Origin of the sequence: Vibrio sp. 10N.222.55.C6, from assembly GCF_041473395.1 — a bacterium.
Lineage (GTDB): Bacteria > Pseudomonadota > Gammaproteobacteria > Enterobacterales > Vibrionaceae > Vibrio > Vibrio crassostreae_C.
Map to the genome: position 1 here is coordinate 20755 of NZ_JBFRSD010000024.1, position 17206 is coordinate 37960.

Below are 17206 nucleotides of genomic sequence, written 5' to 3' on the forward strand. Positions count from 1 at the left end.
TTTTATCTTCGAAAGGTAAAAAATGCTTTGAATTCACGTTTTTGGTGATTATGATGCGCGCCTTAAAGGTGTATAGCAACAGGTCTCAAATAGAACCAAGGTGGAGAAAAACAGACGTTGAACGCTAAAAAATCAGTAGGAAAGCCAGTAGTACAGCTAACTGGCATCAGTAAAAGTTTCGATGGTAAGGAAGTCATCGGCAATCTGGATTTAAACGTAAATCATGGTGAGTTTCTCACGATTTTAGGCCCATCAGGTTGTGGTAAAACAACCGTGCTAAGAATGATTGCGGGTTTTGAAACGGCAGATAGTGGTCAAATACTATTAGCTGAACAAAACGTAACCCAAGTTCCTGCTGAACAAAGGCATGTAAACACTGTATTCCAAAGCTATGCCCTATTCCCGCATATGACCGTTTTCGACAATGTGGCATTTGGCTTACGCATGCAGAAAGTTCCAAACAGCGAGATTGAACCTCGTGTAATGGATGCTTTGAAAATGGTGCGCCTAGAACAAATGGCACAACGAAAGCCACACCAGCTATCTGGTGGCCAACAGCAACGTATCGCAATCGCTCGTGCTGTCGTTAATAAGCCTAAAGTTCTTTTGTTGGATGAATCTCTATCTGCTCTGGATTACAAACTACGTAAACAGATGCAAATCGAGCTGAAACAATTACAACGCCAACTTGGTATCACGTTCATTTTTGTAACGCATGACCAAGAAGAGGCGCTGTCTATGTCTGACCGTATTATTGTTATGCGTGATGGCGTGATTGAACAAGACGGAACACCAAGAGAGATCTACGAAGAGCCTAAGAACCTATTTGTAGCGCGTTTCATTGGTGAAATTAACGTATTCGAAGCGACAGCGAAATCTCGTCAAGATGAAAAACGCATTGTTGCGACAATCGAAGGTGAAGAGTCCATTATCTATCACGATAAAGACGTAACACCGGGTCAAAAACTGCAAGTATTGCTTCGCCCTGAAGATCTTCGAATCGAAGAAATTAAAGAGTCAGAGCAACGCGGTATTGTTGGCCACATTGTCGAGCGAACCTATAAAGGCATGACATTAGATTCAGTCGTAGAACTTGAATCTGGTATGCGTGTCATGGTTAGCGAATTCTTCAACGAAGATGACCCTGATGTTGATCACTCACTGGGCCAAAAAGTTGCAGTAACTTGGGTTGAGAGCTGGGAAGTGGTATTAGAAGATGAGCAAGAAGTTTAATTTACAAAACGCAATTGTTGCTTTAATCACAGGTTGGTTAGTGTTGTTCGTGATGATTCCAAACATCATGATCATTGGTACTAGCTTCTTAACTCGTGATGAAGCGAACTTGATCGAGATGACCTTCACTCTCGATAACTACGTGCGTTTGGCTGACCCGCTGTATTTTAAAGTGTTGATGCACTCTTTCTATATGGCAATTGTCGCAACCCTACTTTGTTTGATTATTGGTTACCCATTCGCTTACATCGTGGCAAAAATGCCGGCGAAGTGGCGTCCAATCATGTTGTTCCTAGTGATAGTACCATTCTGGACGAACTCTTTGATTCGTACATACGGATTAAAAATTGTACTGGGTACGCAAGGTGTCTTGAACAAAAGCTTGTTAGCGTTAGATATCATTGATAAACCGCTACGTATCATGTACTCAGAAACCGCAGTAATGATCGGTTTAGTGTACATCCTACTTCCGTTTATGATTCTGCCGCTGTATTCAGCGATTGAAAAACTGGACGATACGTATTTAGAAGCGGCTAAAGATTTAGGTGCGAACAAACTGCAAACGCTATTGAAAGTGGTACTACCACTAACAATGCCGGGCATTATTGGCGGCTGTTTGTTAGTGCTACTGCCAGCGTTAGGTATGTTCTACATCTCTGACCTATTAGGCGGAGCTAAGAACCTATTGATTGGTAACGTGATTAAGAGCCAAGTGCTCAACGCTCGAGACTGGCCGTTTGGCGCAGCGACGAGTATCGCACTGACCATGGCAATGGCTGTGATGCTGTATGCCTACTACCGAGCAGGTAAGCTATTGAACAAGAAAGTGGAGCTAGACTAATGGGGCGCACAGTTAAGTTCAGCTTTATGGCGCTGGTATACGCCTTTCTATACCTACCTATTATCGTATTGATCGCTAACTCGTTTAATGCCAATAAGTTTGGTATGAAATGGGGTGGCTTCACCACTAAATGGTATGACGCGCTTATTAACAACGACAGCCTAATGCAGGCTGCGTGGCACTCGATCAACGTAGCGGTGTTCTCAGCAACAGCCGCAACGATTGTCGGGAGCCTTACAGCAGTAGCCCTATTCCGTTACCAATTTAAAGGTAAAGGCATCGTAAATGGCATGCTGTTCATCGTAATGATGTCTCCAGATATCGTAATGGCGATTTCGCTTCTTGCGCTATTCTTGGTAATGGGTGTTCAACTTGGGTTCTTTACCCTACTTGCTGCTCACATTACCTTCTGTCTACCGTTTGTTGTAGTAACGGTATACAGTCGCTTGAATGGCTTTGATGTGAAGATGCTAGAAGCAGCAAAAGACTTAGGTGCAAGTGAATGGACGATTCTAAAACAGATCATTCTGCCTCTTGCTAAGCCAGCGGTTGCTGCGGGTTGGTTATTGAGCTTCACTCTGTCTTTGGACGATGTAATCATTAGCTCTTTCGTAACCGGCCCAACGTATGAAATCTTACCACTGAAGATTTACTCAATGGTTAAAGTGGGTATCTCTCCTGAGGTAAACGCCCTAGCAGCAGTGATGTTAGTGGTGTCGTTAATACTGGTGATCATTTCTCAGTCATTAGCGAGAGAAAAAATCAAGTAAGTCTCCTACTCTATAGAGACTGGCTTGATTAAGAAGTTAAGAGACTTCAAGTTCAAAAAAAGTGTTAATCATAAACAGAATGGTAAATTGCCATTCTGTTTTTCTATCTACTGCCTTCGGGCAACGTTTAGTTTGGAGCTAACGTCAATGAAAAAATGGGCTACTCTATTAGCTGGTAGTGCATGTGCGCTTTCAATGTTATCTGCACCATCATTTGCAAAAGATAACAAAGAATTGGTATTCATGAATTGGGGACCTTACATCAACAGTGAGATTCTAGAACAGTTCACTGATGAAACTGGTATCAAGGTGATCTACTCGACTTACGAGTCGAACGAAACCCTGTACGCAAAGCTAAAAACACACAACAAAGGCTATGACCTAGTTGTGCCGTCGACTTACTTCGTATCTAAGATGCGTGACGAAGGTATGCTACAAAAGATCGACAAAACTAAGCTGAACAACTTCAAGAATCTAGATACTAACTATCTAGATAAGCCGTACGACCCAAGCAACGACTACTCTATTCCACACGTAGTTGCGATCACAGGTCTTGCTGTTAACACTGACATGTACGATCCAGAAGATTTCCAAAGCTGGGCTGATCTATGGAAGCCAGAGCTTGAAGGTCAACTGATGATGATGGACGACACTCGTGAAGTGTTCCACATCGCACTGCGTAAGTTAGGTTACTCTGGTAACACAACCAACGAAAAAGAGATCGACGAAGCGTACGCTGAGCTACAAAAGCTTATGCCAAACGTTCTAGTATTTAACTCAGACAACCCAGGCGCGCCTTACATGTCTGGTGAAGTGGGTCTTGGTATGCTGTGGAACGGTTCTGCTGCTGCAGCGCAAAACGAAGGTCTACCAATCAAACTGGTTTTCCCTAAAGAAGGCGGTATCGGTTGGGTTGATAACTTTGCGATTAGCTCTGGTGCGGTAAACGTAGAAGCAGCTCATAAGATGATTGATTTCCTACTTCGCCCTGAAATTGCTGAGCAAATTTCTCGTGACACAGGCTACCTAACGGCCGTTAAAGCGTCTAACGAGAAGTTCAAAGATAGCCCTGCGCTATTCCCATCGCAAGAAGACCTTGATCGTGTTGAATGGCAAGCTGCGGTTGGCGATAAGACAGTTAAGTACGAAGATTACTTCATGAAACTTAAAGCAGGTCAGTAATTTAGCTTATTATCTAACTGTGGCTAAGTAACCAGTTTACTTAACAGGTCAACGTAGATAATCAATAAGTTAAAAATAAGAATATCAATGAATAGGCAGCTTAGGCTGCCTATTTTATTATATCGCTGCTATAATATAGCGCGATTTTTCGAAATCCTTTACCTTGGGTTCACTACCCAGCTCCAAATCAAACAAATGAACGGAACAGTAATGAAAAAAACACTGTATACCGGCGCATTGTGTGCTGCTACTTTACTTTCTACACCCTCTTTCGCAGCTGACCAAGAACTGTATTTTTACAACTGGTCTGAATATATTCCAAATGAAGTACTAGAAGACTTCACAGAAGAGACGGGCATTAAAGTCTACTACTCAACTTATGAGTCTAACGAAAGCATGTACGCTAAGTTAAAAACTCAAGGTACGGGTTACGACTTAGTGGTTCCTTCTACTTACTTCGTTTCTAAGATGCGTAAAGAAGGCATGCTTCAAGAGCTTGATAAAACCAAGCTAAGCCACTTTGCAGATTTGGATCCAAATTACTTAGATAAGCCATTTGACCCAAATAACAACTACTCAATCCCATACATCTGGGGTGCGACGGGTATTGGTATCAACTCAGACATGCTAGACAAGTCTTCAGTTAAAAACTGGGGCGATCTGTGGGATACGCAGTGGGAAGGTCAACTGATGATGATGGATGACTCTCGTGAGGTTTTCCATATCGCTCTATCTAAACTGGGCTACTCTCCAAACACGACTAACCCTGAAGAAATCAAAGAAGCCTACGAAGAACTTCGTAAGCTAATGCCAAACGTATTGGTATTTAACTCAGATTTCCCAGCGAACCCTTACCTAGCAGGTGAAGTGTCTCTTGGTATGCTTTGGAATGGTTCTGCTTACATGGCACGCCAAGAAGGCGCAACGATTGACATTATCTGGCCAGAAAAAGGCGCTATCTTCTGGATGGACAGCCTAGCAATTCCAGCAGGCGCTAAGAACACTGAAGCGGCTCATAAGATGATCGACTTCCTTCTTCGCCCAGAGAACGCTGCGAAAATTGCTCTAGAGATCGGTTACCCGACACCAGTTAAAACCGCTTACCCTCTTCTTCCTAAAGAATTTGCTGAAGACAAGAACGTTTTCCCACCACAATCAGTGATGGATAACGGTGTGTGGCAAGATGAAGTTGGTGAAGCGAGCGTTATTTATGACGAGTACTTCCAAAAACTTAAAGTAAACAACTAAGTTATTGTTAGTTAAGAAGTTAAGTAAATAAAGCGGCGTAAGCCGCTTTATTTTTTCAGATTCAGAAACTGATGTGTGTTATTAAAGACAAGGCTTAGGCCGTTAAAGAACCTTTCTCTGTACATAATAACTCGCCAACCAGTTTAGGCACCTCGATACTCGCCTTGCCGTAGCGCTTCTCTTCAAATTCACTTTCAACCGCACTTGGTTCGAGGTTTATCTCGATAGTATGTGCACCATGCATTTTCGCATCGTGAACAAAGCCTGCCGCTGGATAAACAACACCTGAAGTTCCGATAGAGATAAACAGATCCGCTTCTTCCAGTGCGGAATAAATGTCGCCCATTCTTAGTGGCATTTCGCCAAACCAAACAATATGTGGACGCATTTGTGCAGGGATTTGGCAGCAATGACAAAGTTCACCCGTTTCAATATCGCCTTTGTGCTCTACAACTTGATTGGATTCACTGCAACGCGCTTTTAAAAGTTCACCATGCATGTGAATAATGTTGTTGCTACCGCCTCTCTCGTGCAAATTGTCGATGTTTTGAGTAATGATGGTAACTTTGCCATCAAGCTTGTCTTCGAGCTCTCCTAGCGCCTTGTGGGCTGAATTGGGCTGAATGCTCTCACTTTGCAGGCCGTGACGACGCTTGTTATAGAAGGCTTGTACCAAGTCAGGATCTTTTGCGAACCCTTCAGGCGTCGCTACATCTTCGATTTTGTGGTTTTCCCATAGCCCGTCTTGTGCTCGGAATGTTTGTATCCCCGACTCTGCAGAGATGCCAGCGCCAGTAAGAATTACGATATTTCGATATGGGAAATGCATATAACGTCCTTTTAGATATGTCACTTTGTAACAGCTTAGCACTGTTCAAATTCCAACAATAGTTTTGGGGATTAGACCATAGTCTTAGGCAACTGAATTCATTGGCTATTTGTGACATAACTCGCTTGATAGTTGTGGTTGTTGTTACTCAAATTCTCTGTTTTGCTATCCATAGAAACAAAAAAGCGACCGAAGCCGCTTAGTTCTGTCCAACAGTTGTCTACTTGATGTGCTTTACCCCACCAAGTGAACAACGTTAGTCTTCGTTGATAGAAGAGATCTTATGGATAGAAAGATCCGCACCGTTGAATTCATCTTCTTCACTTAAGCGTAGGCCTGTTAGTTTGCTCAACACACCATAAACAATCATTGCGCCAATCAAAGCCACAGCAATGCCCGCTAGTGTACCGACAACTTGAGAAGCAAAGCTCACGCCCCCTAGCCCCCAGAATGTTTGCGAGCCGAAGATACCCGCTGCAATGCCACCCCAAGCGCCACATATGCCGTGTAGAGGCCATACACCTAATACATCATCAATCTGTGTTTTGTTTTGCATATAAGTAAATAGGTAAACAAACAGCGCACCTGCCACACCGCCCGTCACCAAAGCGCCAAGTGGGTGCATCAAATCTGAGCCCGCACAGATAGCGACGAGACCAGCCAAAGGACCATTGTGGATGAAGCCCGGGTCATTTTTACCTGCAATTAGAGCCGCAAGAATACCGCCAACCATGGCCATGAGAGAGTTCATTGCCACGAGACCGCTGATGCCATTGATCGCTTGAGCTGACATCACGTTAAAGCCAAACCAACCCACACATAAGATCCAAGAGCCTAGTGCTAAGAATGGGATATTCGATGGTGCGAAGTTGGTGTGTTTGCCTGCACGGATTCGACCTTTACGCATCCCTAAGAAGTAAACTGCGACCAAAGCAATCCAACCACCTACGCCGTGAACCACTACCGAGCCTGCGAAGTCATGGAACACGTAACCAAACTGACCTTCTAGCCAATCTTGGAATCCAAAGTTGCCGTTCCAAATGATGCCTTCAAAAAATGGATAGATGAAACCAACCGTAAACAGTGTCGCAATCAAAATTGGATAGAAACGAGCACGCTCTGCGATACCACCAGAAACAATCGCAGGAATTGCCGCTGCGAATGTCATTAGGAAGAAGAACTTAACCAGTTCATATCCGTTGCCTTGCGAAAGTGTTTCTGCGTCTGCAAAAAAGTGTGCACCGTAAGCAACCCAGTAACCGATAAAGAAGTAAGCAATGGCGGAGACACCAAAGTCGGAAAGGATCTTAACCAGCGCGTTGACTTGGTTCTTCTTTCGAACGGTACCGACTTCTAGAAATGCAAAGCCAGCGTGCATCAAGAAAACCATGATGGCGCCGAGTAATAGGAATAAAGTATCTGAACTTTGGGTAAGGGTTTGTACTGCACTATGAACTTGAGTCACCGTTTCACTCATTAAAGCATTCTCCTTCGCTTTATTTGATTTGCACTGATATCGTGCGATTCAATGTTGTAATTAATTAAAGACTCAACAGTGAACGCAAGATGCGTTCCAAGTGTGTGGTGTAATTTTCGTGCAACAGTTTTTGCTTTTAACTTACTGATTAATTGATAATAAATTTATCGGTGCACTTTCTTGGTTCTTAATGAGCGTGAAAATGGAAACAAGAATTGCACCAATTAAGGGAGTTGCACCATATTGAAGCGGTCAATACTATGCTTCATTAAGTTTCGTTGCTGATTAGAAACAAAAAGCCCAATGACCGAAATCATTGGGCTTTCAAAAGGACTATTGTGCTAGATAATTCGCTATCTAGTGAGCCGATACTCGACTACAAGTTTGGACCTGTTGTCGGGTTTTGCGGTAGGTTTTGACTTAAACGCTGCATACCTTGATACATACGAATAAACCAAACCACAATCGCAACACCACCGAACAACATGCCTACATACGGTATGTAGTAAGCGATGTCATCGATAATATGATTTTGATACCAGTAATCGTTCACACCGATCAACACGCCATTAGAGGTCGCTACTGTCACGATAAGTACAACAAAGAACGTCAAGTTCAAGAAGAACGAGCGAATCAAGCCGTAGTAATGGGTATCCACTACTTCACCATCTTCGCCTTTATCTAAACGATAGCCCGCGTAGATGATGGCAACCACACCAGAGAGAAGACAAGTAAATGGCGTAAAGCAGCTTAGTATGTAAGCGACCCAAATACCTTTATGAGGTTTGTTCATTCTTATTCACCCCTTCCGTTTTCTCTGTTGCTGCGTTAGCGCTTTGTTCAACGCCGTTTTTCTCTTGTTCCATCACTTCTTTGTACCAAAGATCATGGTGCTCTTTAGCCCAAGTCTCATCAACTTCGCCTGTTACCATGCCTTCTAGTGCCCCTTCCATACCGAACAAGCCGATGTAGATGTGGAACACGAAACCACAGATAAGGATCAAAGCAGCCAACATGTGGACTAGGTTTGAGAGCTCCATATCTCGACGGGTTTGACCGAAGATTGGGAAGTCTAAAACCAAGCCACTGATCGCAGCCACACTACCCATAACAATCAATAGCCAGAACAGTGCTTTTTCACCCGCGTTCGAAAACTCTGCAGATGGATGAGAACCTTTATGTTTCCCGACCATACCACCCAGTTTCATGAACCACTGTACATCGACCATCTTGAAAATAGACTTGCGCCACCACTTGATGAGAACAGCCATCAACAGCACATAGAAAATCGGGCCGATGTAGTTGTGGTATTGCTTCGCCAATAGAACGATGAAGCCCCAAAGGTCTGTTGGAATGTACGGCTTCAAGAAGTGCTTACCGTAAACCAACATCAAACCACTGAACGCCAGTGTTAAGAAGGTAAACGCCATACTCCAGTGCAAGGCACGGTCTAGTCGAGACCAACGTTTGATCTTGCGGCCTGTTCTTGGCGCACTCAGCATTAATGGGCCAATCACAACGTACATTAGAGTAACGAAAGCAATACTGCCAAAGATAGCGACAGCACCGGCTGGTGACATCCACTTCTCTTTCAATATGTACCACGCTTGACCTGGGGTACTGATCAACACACCGTGCTCAGCCGATTGAGATGTGGTGTAACCTTCTTCACCGTTTCTTACTTGTCGCCAAAAATCAGCGCCAGCAAGTTGTGTGATTTCTCTTTCAGCAGAGCTCGATTGAGTTTGTGATGAGTTCGTCTCAGATGCATGACTCAAAGGAGACAGCATTGTTAGTGCTGCCAACATTGGCAGCACAACAAGGAAGAGACGCTTAAACATTGTAAGCATATGTCTCTCCTAACTAGCTCTTCATCGCATCGTAAGAAAGGTCATTGCCGTCTGTCCAGCCTGCACCCTTCGCACCACGTTCAACAACACGCTGGCGGAATACATCAGAGACTTTCTCTGCATCACCCGCTAGCAGTGCTTTGGTCGAACATAAAGAAGCACACATTGGTAGCTTGCCTTCAGCAATACGGTTCGCACCGTACTTCTGACGTTCTTCCACAGAACCTGGCTCTGTTTCTGGGCCGCCAGCACAGAAGGTACATTTGTCCATTTTACCGCGCTCACCAAAGGCTTCCTGTTTAGGAAATTGAGGTGCGCCAAACGGACAAGCAAACAAGCAGTAACCACAACCGATACACAGATCTTTATTGTGAAGTACGATGCCGTCTTCCGTATGTTCAAAACAGTCTGCCGGGCAAACTGCCATACAAGGGGCATCAGTACAGTGCATACACGCTACTGAGATAGAGTTTTCACCTGGTTCGCCATCGTTCAGTGTCACAACGCGACGACGTTGAATACCCCATTCCAGAGCATCATCATTTTCATTCTTACATGCAGTGACACAACCGTTACATTCGATACAACGCTTGGTGTCACAAAGAAATTTCATTCTAGCCATTTTAAGACTCCTTACGCTTTACGAATATTACAAAGGGTTACTTTCGTTTCCTGCATCAACGTGACAGGGTCGTAACCGTATGTGGTTGCTGTGTTAGCAGCTTCACCAATAACGTAAGGATCAGTGCCTTCTGGGTATTTAGAACGCAAATCTTCGCCTTGGAACTTACCACCGAAGTGGAATGGGATGAATGCCAGACCCGGTTTCACACGACGAGTTACCATCGCTTTCACCTTAATACGGCCCTTCTCTGCACCCTCAACCCAAACATCGTCACCGTCTTTAAAGCCGATGTCGTTTGCATCTTTCGGGTTCACTTCAACAAACATCTCTTGCTGTAGTTCTGCTAGCCAAGGGTTAGAACGGGTTTCTTCACCACCACCTTCGTACTCAACCAGACGACCAGAAGTCAAAATGATTGGGTATTCAGCAGACTTGTCTTGGTCTTGAATTGACTTGTACAACGTAGGAACACGGAAAATCGCTTCTTTGTCATCCCAAGTTGGGTAATCAGCAACAAGATCACGACGTGGCGTGTAAAGTGGCTCACGGTGTAGAGGTACGCGGTCTGGGAATGTCCAAACAATCGCACGCGCTTTCGCATTACCAAACGGGATACAACCATGCTTGATAGCCACACGTTGGATGCCACCAGAAACGTCAGTCTTCCAGTTTTTACCTTCAGCAGAGGCTTTTTCTTCTGCTGTTAGGTCGTCCCACCACCCCAGTTGTTTCAGCAGTTTGTCACTGAACTCTGGGTAGCCGTCTTTGATCTCACAGCCTTTCGAGTAGCTGTCTTCTGCCAGTAGGCTTTGACCTTCAAACTCAACACCAAAACGAGTACGGAAGTTACCACCACCTTCAGCAACCGTCTTAGACGTATCGTAAAGGATGTGTGTACCCGGATGTTTCATCTCTGGTGTGCCCCAACATGGCCAAGGTAGACCGTAAGTCTCGCCATTTGCTGGACCGCCTTCTGCTTCTAGAGACGTTTTGTGGAATGTGTGCCAATTCTGTTGGTGTTCTTTCAAACGTTCAGGGCTTTGGCCTGTGTAGCCGATTGTCCACATACCTTTGTTGAATTCACGTGTAATATCTTCAATCAGTGGTTGGTTGTTCTCAACACGGATGTTTTTGAACAGCTGATCAGAGAAACCAAGCTTCTTAGAAAGCAGGTACATGATTTCGTGGTCAGGTTTAGATTCGAATAGAGGATCAACAACCTTGTCACGCCACTGTAGAGAACGGTTTGACGCCGTTACACTGCCGTAGGTTTCAAACTGAGTCGTTGCTGGTAGCAGGTAAACGCCGTCGGTACGATCATTCATTACCGCTGCAACCGTTGGGTATGGGTCAACAATAACCATCATATCCAGCTTCTGCATCGCTTTTTTCATCTCTGGACCACGAGTCTGAGAGTTCACCGCGTGACCCCAGTAGAACATGGCACGGATGTTTTCGCGTTGGCGAATCTTGTCTTTGTCTTCAAGTACGCCATCAACCCAACGAGATACAGGAATACCTGCACTGTTCATTGGTTTTTGACCGCCGTATGCGTTGTCGTCGAAACGGCCTTTCACCCAGTCAAAGTCGATATCCCAAACTTTTGACCAGTGACGCCAAGAACCTTCAGACAAGCCGTAGTAGCCTGGAAGTGTGTCTGACAGTACGCCAAGGTCAGTTGCGCCCTGTACGTTATCGTGACCACGGAAGATGTTTGCACCGCCGCCTGATTTACCGATGTTACCTAGCGCAAGCTCAAGTACACAGTAAGCGCGTGTGTTGTTGTTACCAGTCGTGTGCTGAGTACCACCCATACACCAAACGATACAACCCGGACGGTTTTCAGAAAGTAGTTTCGCGGTGTGGTATACGTCTTGTTCACTTACGCCAGTAACGCGCTCAACTTCAGCTGGGCTCCACTTCGCGACTTCTTCACGGATCTCGTCCATGCCGAATACACGTTGTTTAATGAACTCTTTGTCTTCCCATTGGTTTGCAAAGACGTGCCATAACACACCCCAGATAAACGCAACGTCAGAACCTGGACGAAGAGAAACGTAGTGATCTGATTTCGCAGCAGTACGCGTACGACGAGGATCCGCAACAACGATCTTACAGTTGTTCTTCTCTTTCGCGATCAAGATGTGTTGCATCGCTACTGGGTGAGCTTCTGCTGGGTTTGAACCAATGAACAGCATCGATTTACAGTTGTGCATGTCATTGAACGAGTTTGTCATTGCACCGTAACCCCAAGTGTTCGCAACACCGGCTACTGTGGTTGAGTGACAAATACGTGCTTGGTGGTCAACGTTGTTGGTGCCCCAAAGCGAAGCCATCTTACGGAATGCATAAGCTTGCTCGTTACTGTGTTTCGCACTACCTAGGAAGTAAACTGAATCAGGGCCAGACTCTTTACGAAGTTCTAGCGCTTTGTTACCGATCTCTTCAATCGCTTGTTCCCAAGAAAGCTTCTTCCACTTACCGCCTTCCAATTTCATTGGGTACTTAAGACGACGTTCACCGTGGCCGTGCTCACGAAGTGCTGCACCTTTCGCACAGTGTCCACCAGCGTTGAATGGGTGATCGAATGCAGGCTCTTGACCTGTCCATACGCCATTTTGAACTTCAGCGTAGATACCACAACCCACAGAACAGTGAGAACAGATAGTACGTTTCACTTCTGTTTTCGCTTCTGGATCGACTGATTTAGCCTGTGCTTTCTTCATCATACCTGGTGCAAATAGACTTGCGCCTACCACTGCGCCACCAGCAGCTAATGAAGTGTTTTTCATGAAGGCACGTCGAGACACACCTAGCTGATTGGTTTCTTTGCTCACACTATCGGAGCGTTTGACAAGTTTCATCCGTTATCTCCTAAAGTGTGTCGTAGTAATCGCGAATGTGTTGCGTCTCACGATACCCTGTCTTCTTCACGTCTTCTTTCGAAATTTCAACAGTTTCTGAAGCGGTTGCCACTTTAGTTGTACCAGCGACAACGGCACCAGCAACGGCTGCAGTCGTCAAGCCTTTGAGTAGATCCCTACGGCTTGTATTTATATCTTTATTATCTTTCATCATTGCTTCCTTACCTTACGGTAGATCTTTTTTTGGAGGCTTAATGCCCCTCTATCGATATAATCGCGTACTGCTCGATTACTCGTAATCAGTGACGTTTTTCACATCAATCTTTAATTTGTGCTTACTGCTTTTTGTATTCACGCTAAAACGCACTTGTTCTAACGTTAAGAATGCTTCACACAGTTGAGCGGCCGATTTGTAGAAGTTCGCGCTTTCTGCCCCTTCAAGCTGACGCGTGAAAGAGTTAAACCAAGGGCCAAGGTGCTTATTGAATACCGCCTGTTGCAGTGCTTCTTCTTCAGCCGTTAGCATCGCCATCACTTCACACAGTGCTGCGATATGATCTTCCGGCTCTTTCACTTGATCGTCACGCTCAATGCCTAAAAGCTCTAAGTCATGACGAATCTCTGCCAATGGTTTTTCCATCATGGCGCCAGTGCGATGCCAAGAACCAAATGGAACGACTTCTCCACGCCCAATACCGATGAACAAATCTTGATATTCGTCTTCAAGAGCTTCACGGTTTGATTCTGTTGCCGCTTGTTGAATGGCAATCCAAGCCTTTTGCATTGCGCTTTCAGACGCTTCAATATCGAGTGTTTTTAGAAAGTCGATCACCTCTTCAGAAGGTGCGCTGCGAAACAGTGCGGATAGAACCAAATAGATCTCAGTTCTTAGTGTCTGTTCTTGTGCCTGATCCAAATTCGTTTCCAAGGCTAACTCCTAGTATTTCAATTGTTTCAATGGGTCTTGAGCCATTGAATCGAACATATCCACCACACGGCAGTCTTCACACATAGCAATACGATTAATCGCTGCTTCATCTGAAAAGTGAGAGTGACCGCGTAACTTGTTCTGTAACATGTCAATCATAGACTGAGGTGCGAATGGTTTATGGCAACGTACACATTCCGCAGCTTTCTCTTCATGAATCACAACTGCTTTTTGACGTTCTTCTTTTACCCAGTTCATACGAGGCGTAAGAGTCAGAACATTTTCAGGACATGCCTTTTCACACAAGCCACATTGAATACAGTCTTGTTCTACAAATTTAAGTGATGGAGAAGCCCCGTCGGTATGAAGCGCACGTGTCGGACACACAGCCACACAGCTCATACATAACGTACAATCTTTGCTATCACACGAAACGTTGCCGTAAGGTGCGTTTGACGGAAGCTCAACAATATTTTCAACAGGAATACGAGCTGAAGACATCGCATCAAGTGCTGTAAATAGACGTTGGCGCTTGTTGCCTTGAAGATCGCCAAGTGCAAGGTCGAATGAATCCACACAAAGTGTTGGAGGACATTCACGTAGAGATTCTAAGTACAGAATATCGATGGTTTCTTTTGGAATACCGATTTGATCTAGTAGTTCTTGAGCAATCCCTACTTCGTTATTCAGAACACGAATGATCGTTTCTGGCATAAAGCGAGATGCGGCAAACAGAACCTGAGTTGCGCCATTAACTAAAGCTGCAAACCAAGTATCGATACCAATAGATGGCAGTTCTTCTACGACAATTGGAATCACGTTATCTGGTAGCGCTTTAAGAGCCATCACGTTGTAAGTCTCATGACGTGAGCTACAGATAAGTACGATTGGATCCAGACCACCCGCTTGCTCGTAGTTAGCTAGCGTACGTTCAATGAATTTTTGAGTATCGTCAGGGTTAGGTAATGCGTAAGAGATAGCTTCTGTCGGACAGCTCGTTGCACAAGTACCCACGCCTTGACATAGGTAAGGGTTAATCTCGATCTTATGACCCGTCTTATCTGAGCCTTCACTTGAAAGTGCACCAGCAGGACAAGCATCAACACAACGCTCACAACCTTTAACACCACGAGAACTGTGTGCACAAAGGTCAGTGTCTAGACGGAAGAACTTAGGCTTATCAAACGTGCCCATTAACGTAGGAATTTCTTCTAACGCTTCAGCCAGTTTTGGATAACCACGACCTACTGGGTAATAACCGGGAACAGGCACTTCTTCAGTCATGCAGCTATTCAGACATAAGTCCAAAACCACATCAAAACAGTCATGATTGATTGCTACTTTTGCAAGGTTATTGGTTCGGCCTTTGTTTTCGATTAGAACTTCGAACGTACCAAGGAACCCTGAAACCTGAACAGCATTTGCGTAGTAAAGCTCTGACTCAGTATTCGTTGCCTTCACACCATCTGTCGAAAGCAGTGTTAGGCTTGTTAACTGAGGTAATTGAGCCGCAGCACTTTCAATGATCGCAGTTGGACCAATAACAAGTGTATTACCGCCGCTTTCGTAGCTAACAGTAGGTGGAATCAGATTTGTTAACTCAACTGTATTTTCAAATGCATACAGTCTTGCTTTAGCGTTATTTGAATTTGCTTGTTCTAATAATTGTTTAAGCATTGCTCAGTTCCATCTTTGGACATGGATAATCTGTTCAACCTTTATTGTAGTAAGCGAGAGAGAACTTGCTGAGTAATCCGTTAACAACTAACCCTTTAGCCAGTGTGTCGTTCGTCAGACCGTGAACTCGTCTATCTACAAAAAAGTTGATAATGAACGTTATTTTGCAAATGCCATGCCAATTTAATATGCCTTATATTTCAGTGATTTAATCCTATATAACGTTTATTGTGCGTATAAAAAAACCGCTTGGGACATTTTGTCGCAAGCGGTTCATTGAGTGTTTAGTCAAAATGTACCTATTCTTTGTGTGGTATATTTTGTCCCACCTCTTTCAGGTCTGCTTCGTCTGACATTGTAGCGTTATTATCCGATACTGTGTTTTTATACAGTTCTTTTTCTTGTTCGGTTATTTCGGCACTTTCTGACGTTTCAAGTTTATTATCAGATACCTCAAGATCGCTTTCAGAATTTTCTAAAACTTCACCTTCGTCTTTATTATCAATGATTTGCTCTTCTTCTGGCGCAGTTTCTTCTTCCGTTTTGTCTTTAACCCAATCACGCAAGGTTTCCGCAACCCCTTCAGAAAGAGACTTCAAATTACTGTAATCGTCATCGTAATCGTCTAAGCCATCACGTACGTTAAACTCTTCTGAGAGAAATAACTTACGTAATGCGGCTTTTTTTACGCTTTCTGAAGCTTCTGACACCAATAATTGAGCAACAGACAAGTCTTCAGTCGTTTCTGATGCTATCTCCTGAGAGTCAATAGTTTGAGAATCGACAGCGTGTTCTGGAGACTCTTTTTCCAAAGTTCCACGTTCTAGTGACTCCGATGTTTCTGCGTCTATAGATGAAGCAGCAGACGAAGCCTCAGTGGAAGTAAGCTCAGTTTCCTCAAGCGTTTGTTGCGCTTCTAAAGGTTGGTCGGTTGATTCATCAAGCTTTCGTTGAGACCAACGGCTAAAAAAGTTAGTTGCCATTTGATCGACCCGCGCCTTTACGTTTCTTACGTCTTGCTTCTAATAACTCGCCATGACGACCGATGAATGCTTCCATCCAAGCTTGTACAGGCAATGGCATGTCGTAAGACAATACTTGGTTATCTCCGTCCATGTATTGGCCTGCGACTGTTTGTGATGCTGTCAGTAATTGAATAATAGGTTTACCGGAGTCAACATTATCCATAACTAAGAATAGCTTAGGTTGCTGAGAGCTTAGATTGAAGCGGTAGTCGGTACGTTCGTCTTTGTGCAACTGAAGCAAACATACGTCTGGGGTTTCATGTTCAGGTGATAATTCAAAACCGATGAGTTCCCATTGAGTTGTTACCCAAATGCCAGTTTTGATCTCTTTCTCTATTCTTTGGACACCGATTGGCCAAGCTGCTTCTGTTTTTTCATATTGTTCTTTGAATTCTTTTATCTCAGACATACTTCACCCAATTGATTTTCTTTGGTCTGAATGCACTTAGGACATTTTGTACTGTGTGCATTCATATACACCCCATAAAGCAATAAACACGCCAATACGGATTAACTGTGAGAGCGTATCTATAGCGTTCGTTATCAAGTTGTCACTATAACGTTAGTCGATACTGGTTATTTCAGACAACTCCACCCGGTGAACTCTCATATTTTGCGCTATTTTAATCTAATGCTTCATGTTTCCATCAATCCCCG

16 protein-coding genes are annotated in these 17206 nt (G+C 44.3%); 5 read left to right on the plus strand and 11 right to left on the minus strand.

Annotated elements, in window-relative coordinates:
* Positions 1 to 117: 117 nt before the first annotated feature.
* From potA to AB4486_RS15255, 5 genes are all read left to right on the plus strand, one after another.
* Positions 118 to 1233 (plus strand): spermidine/putrescine ABC transporter ATP-binding protein PotA, encoded by a 1116-nt coding sequence (gene potA / locus AB4486_RS15235; protein WP_017059631.1) that lies wholly within the window; start codon positions 118 to 120, stop codon positions 1231 to 1233.
* On the plus strand, positions 1217 to 2074 hold the full coding sequence (gene potB / locus AB4486_RS15240) for a spermidine/putrescine ABC transporter permease PotB (protein WP_017059630.1): 858 nt from the start codon (positions 1217 to 1219) through the stop codon (positions 2072 to 2074). The genes potA and potB overlap by 17 nt, the downstream gene beginning before the upstream one ends.
* Positions 2074 to 2844 (plus strand): spermidine/putrescine ABC transporter permease PotC, encoded by a 771-nt coding sequence (gene potC, locus AB4486_RS15245; RefSeq protein WP_372117617.1) that lies wholly within the window; start codon positions 2074 to 2076, stop codon positions 2842 to 2844. The genes potB and potC overlap by 1 nt, the downstream gene beginning before the upstream one ends.
* Positions 2845 to 2991: 147 nt before the next feature.
* Complete coding sequence (locus AB4486_RS15250; RefSeq protein ID WP_017059628.1) at positions 2992 to 4026, plus strand: extracellular solute-binding protein; 1035 nt, start codon at positions 2992 to 2994, stop codon at positions 4024 to 4026.
* Positions 4027 to 4236: 210 nt separating this feature from the next.
* A complete protein-coding gene (locus tag AB4486_RS15255) occupies positions 4237 to 5274 on the plus strand; it encodes an extracellular solute-binding protein (RefSeq protein ID WP_017059627.1) in 1038 nt (345 codons plus the stop codon).
* Between the two features lie 94 nt (positions 5275 to 5368).
* Here the strand turns inward: AB4486_RS15255 and cobB are convergent, their stop codons facing one another.
* From cobB to AB4486_RS15310, 11 genes are all read right to left on the minus strand, one after another.
* A complete protein-coding gene (gene cobB, locus AB4486_RS15260; protein WP_017063867.1) occupies positions 5369 to 6103 on the minus strand; it encodes a Sir2 family NAD+-dependent deacetylase in 735 nt (244 codons plus the stop codon).
* A 256-nt stretch (positions 6104 to 6359) separates the two neighbouring features.
* Positions 6360 to 7580 (minus strand): ammonium transporter, encoded by a 1221-nt coding sequence (locus AB4486_RS15265; protein WP_102320202.1) that lies wholly within the window; start codon positions 7578 to 7580, stop codon positions 6360 to 6362.
* 376 nt (positions 7581 to 7956) lie between these two features.
* The gene (locus tag AB4486_RS15270) at positions 7957 to 8373 is read right to left on the minus strand and encodes a hypothetical protein (RefSeq protein WP_017059624.1); all 417 of its coding nucleotides are present in this window, start codon (positions 8371 to 8373) and stop codon (positions 7957 to 7959) included.
* The gene (locus tag AB4486_RS15275) at positions 8357 to 9430 is read right to left on the minus strand and encodes a formate dehydrogenase subunit gamma (RefSeq protein WP_102333340.1); all 1074 of its coding nucleotides are present in this window, start codon (positions 9428 to 9430) and stop codon (positions 8357 to 8359) included. The genes AB4486_RS15270 and AB4486_RS15275 overlap by 17 nt, the downstream gene beginning before the upstream one ends.
* Before the next feature lie 13 nt (positions 9431 to 9443).
* On the minus strand, positions 9444 to 10052 hold the full coding sequence (fdh3B, locus tag AB4486_RS15280) for a formate dehydrogenase FDH3 subunit beta (RefSeq protein ID WP_004733723.1): 609 nt from the start codon (positions 10050 to 10052) through the stop codon (positions 9444 to 9446).
* Between the two features lie 11 nt (positions 10053 to 10063).
* Entirely contained in the window at positions 10064 to 12919 is a 2856-nt protein-coding gene (locus tag AB4486_RS15285; protein ID WP_372117623.1) for a formate dehydrogenase subunit alpha, read from the minus strand.
* 10 nt (positions 12920 to 12929) lie between these two features.
* A complete protein-coding gene (locus tag AB4486_RS15290) occupies positions 12930 to 13130 on the minus strand; it encodes a twin-arginine translocation signal domain-containing protein (RefSeq protein WP_008217926.1) in 201 nt (66 codons plus the stop codon).
* Between the two features lie 78 nt (positions 13131 to 13208).
* Positions 13209 to 13847, minus strand: coding sequence for a molecular chaperone (locus AB4486_RS15295; RefSeq protein WP_017059621.1), 639 nt, complete (start codon positions 13845 to 13847; stop codon positions 13209 to 13211).
* Between the two features lie 9 nt (positions 13848 to 13856).
* Positions 13857 to 15524 carry a 4Fe-4S dicluster domain-containing protein gene (locus tag AB4486_RS15300; RefSeq protein ID WP_372058650.1) on the minus strand — a complete coding sequence of 556 codons (1668 nt, stop codon included), beginning with the start codon at positions 15522 to 15524 and terminating at the stop codon, positions 13857 to 13859.
* Between the two features lie 299 nt (positions 15525 to 15823).
* Positions 15824 to 16507, minus strand: coding sequence for a DUF3306 domain-containing protein (locus AB4486_RS15305; RefSeq protein WP_102320204.1), 684 nt, complete (start codon positions 16505 to 16507; stop codon positions 15824 to 15826).
* Entirely contained in the window at positions 16497 to 16958 is a 462-nt protein-coding gene (locus AB4486_RS15310; RefSeq protein WP_017059618.1) for a DUF3305 domain-containing protein, read from the minus strand. The genes AB4486_RS15305 and AB4486_RS15310 overlap by 11 nt, the downstream gene beginning before the upstream one ends.
* Positions 16959 to 17206 lie beyond the last annotated feature (248 nt).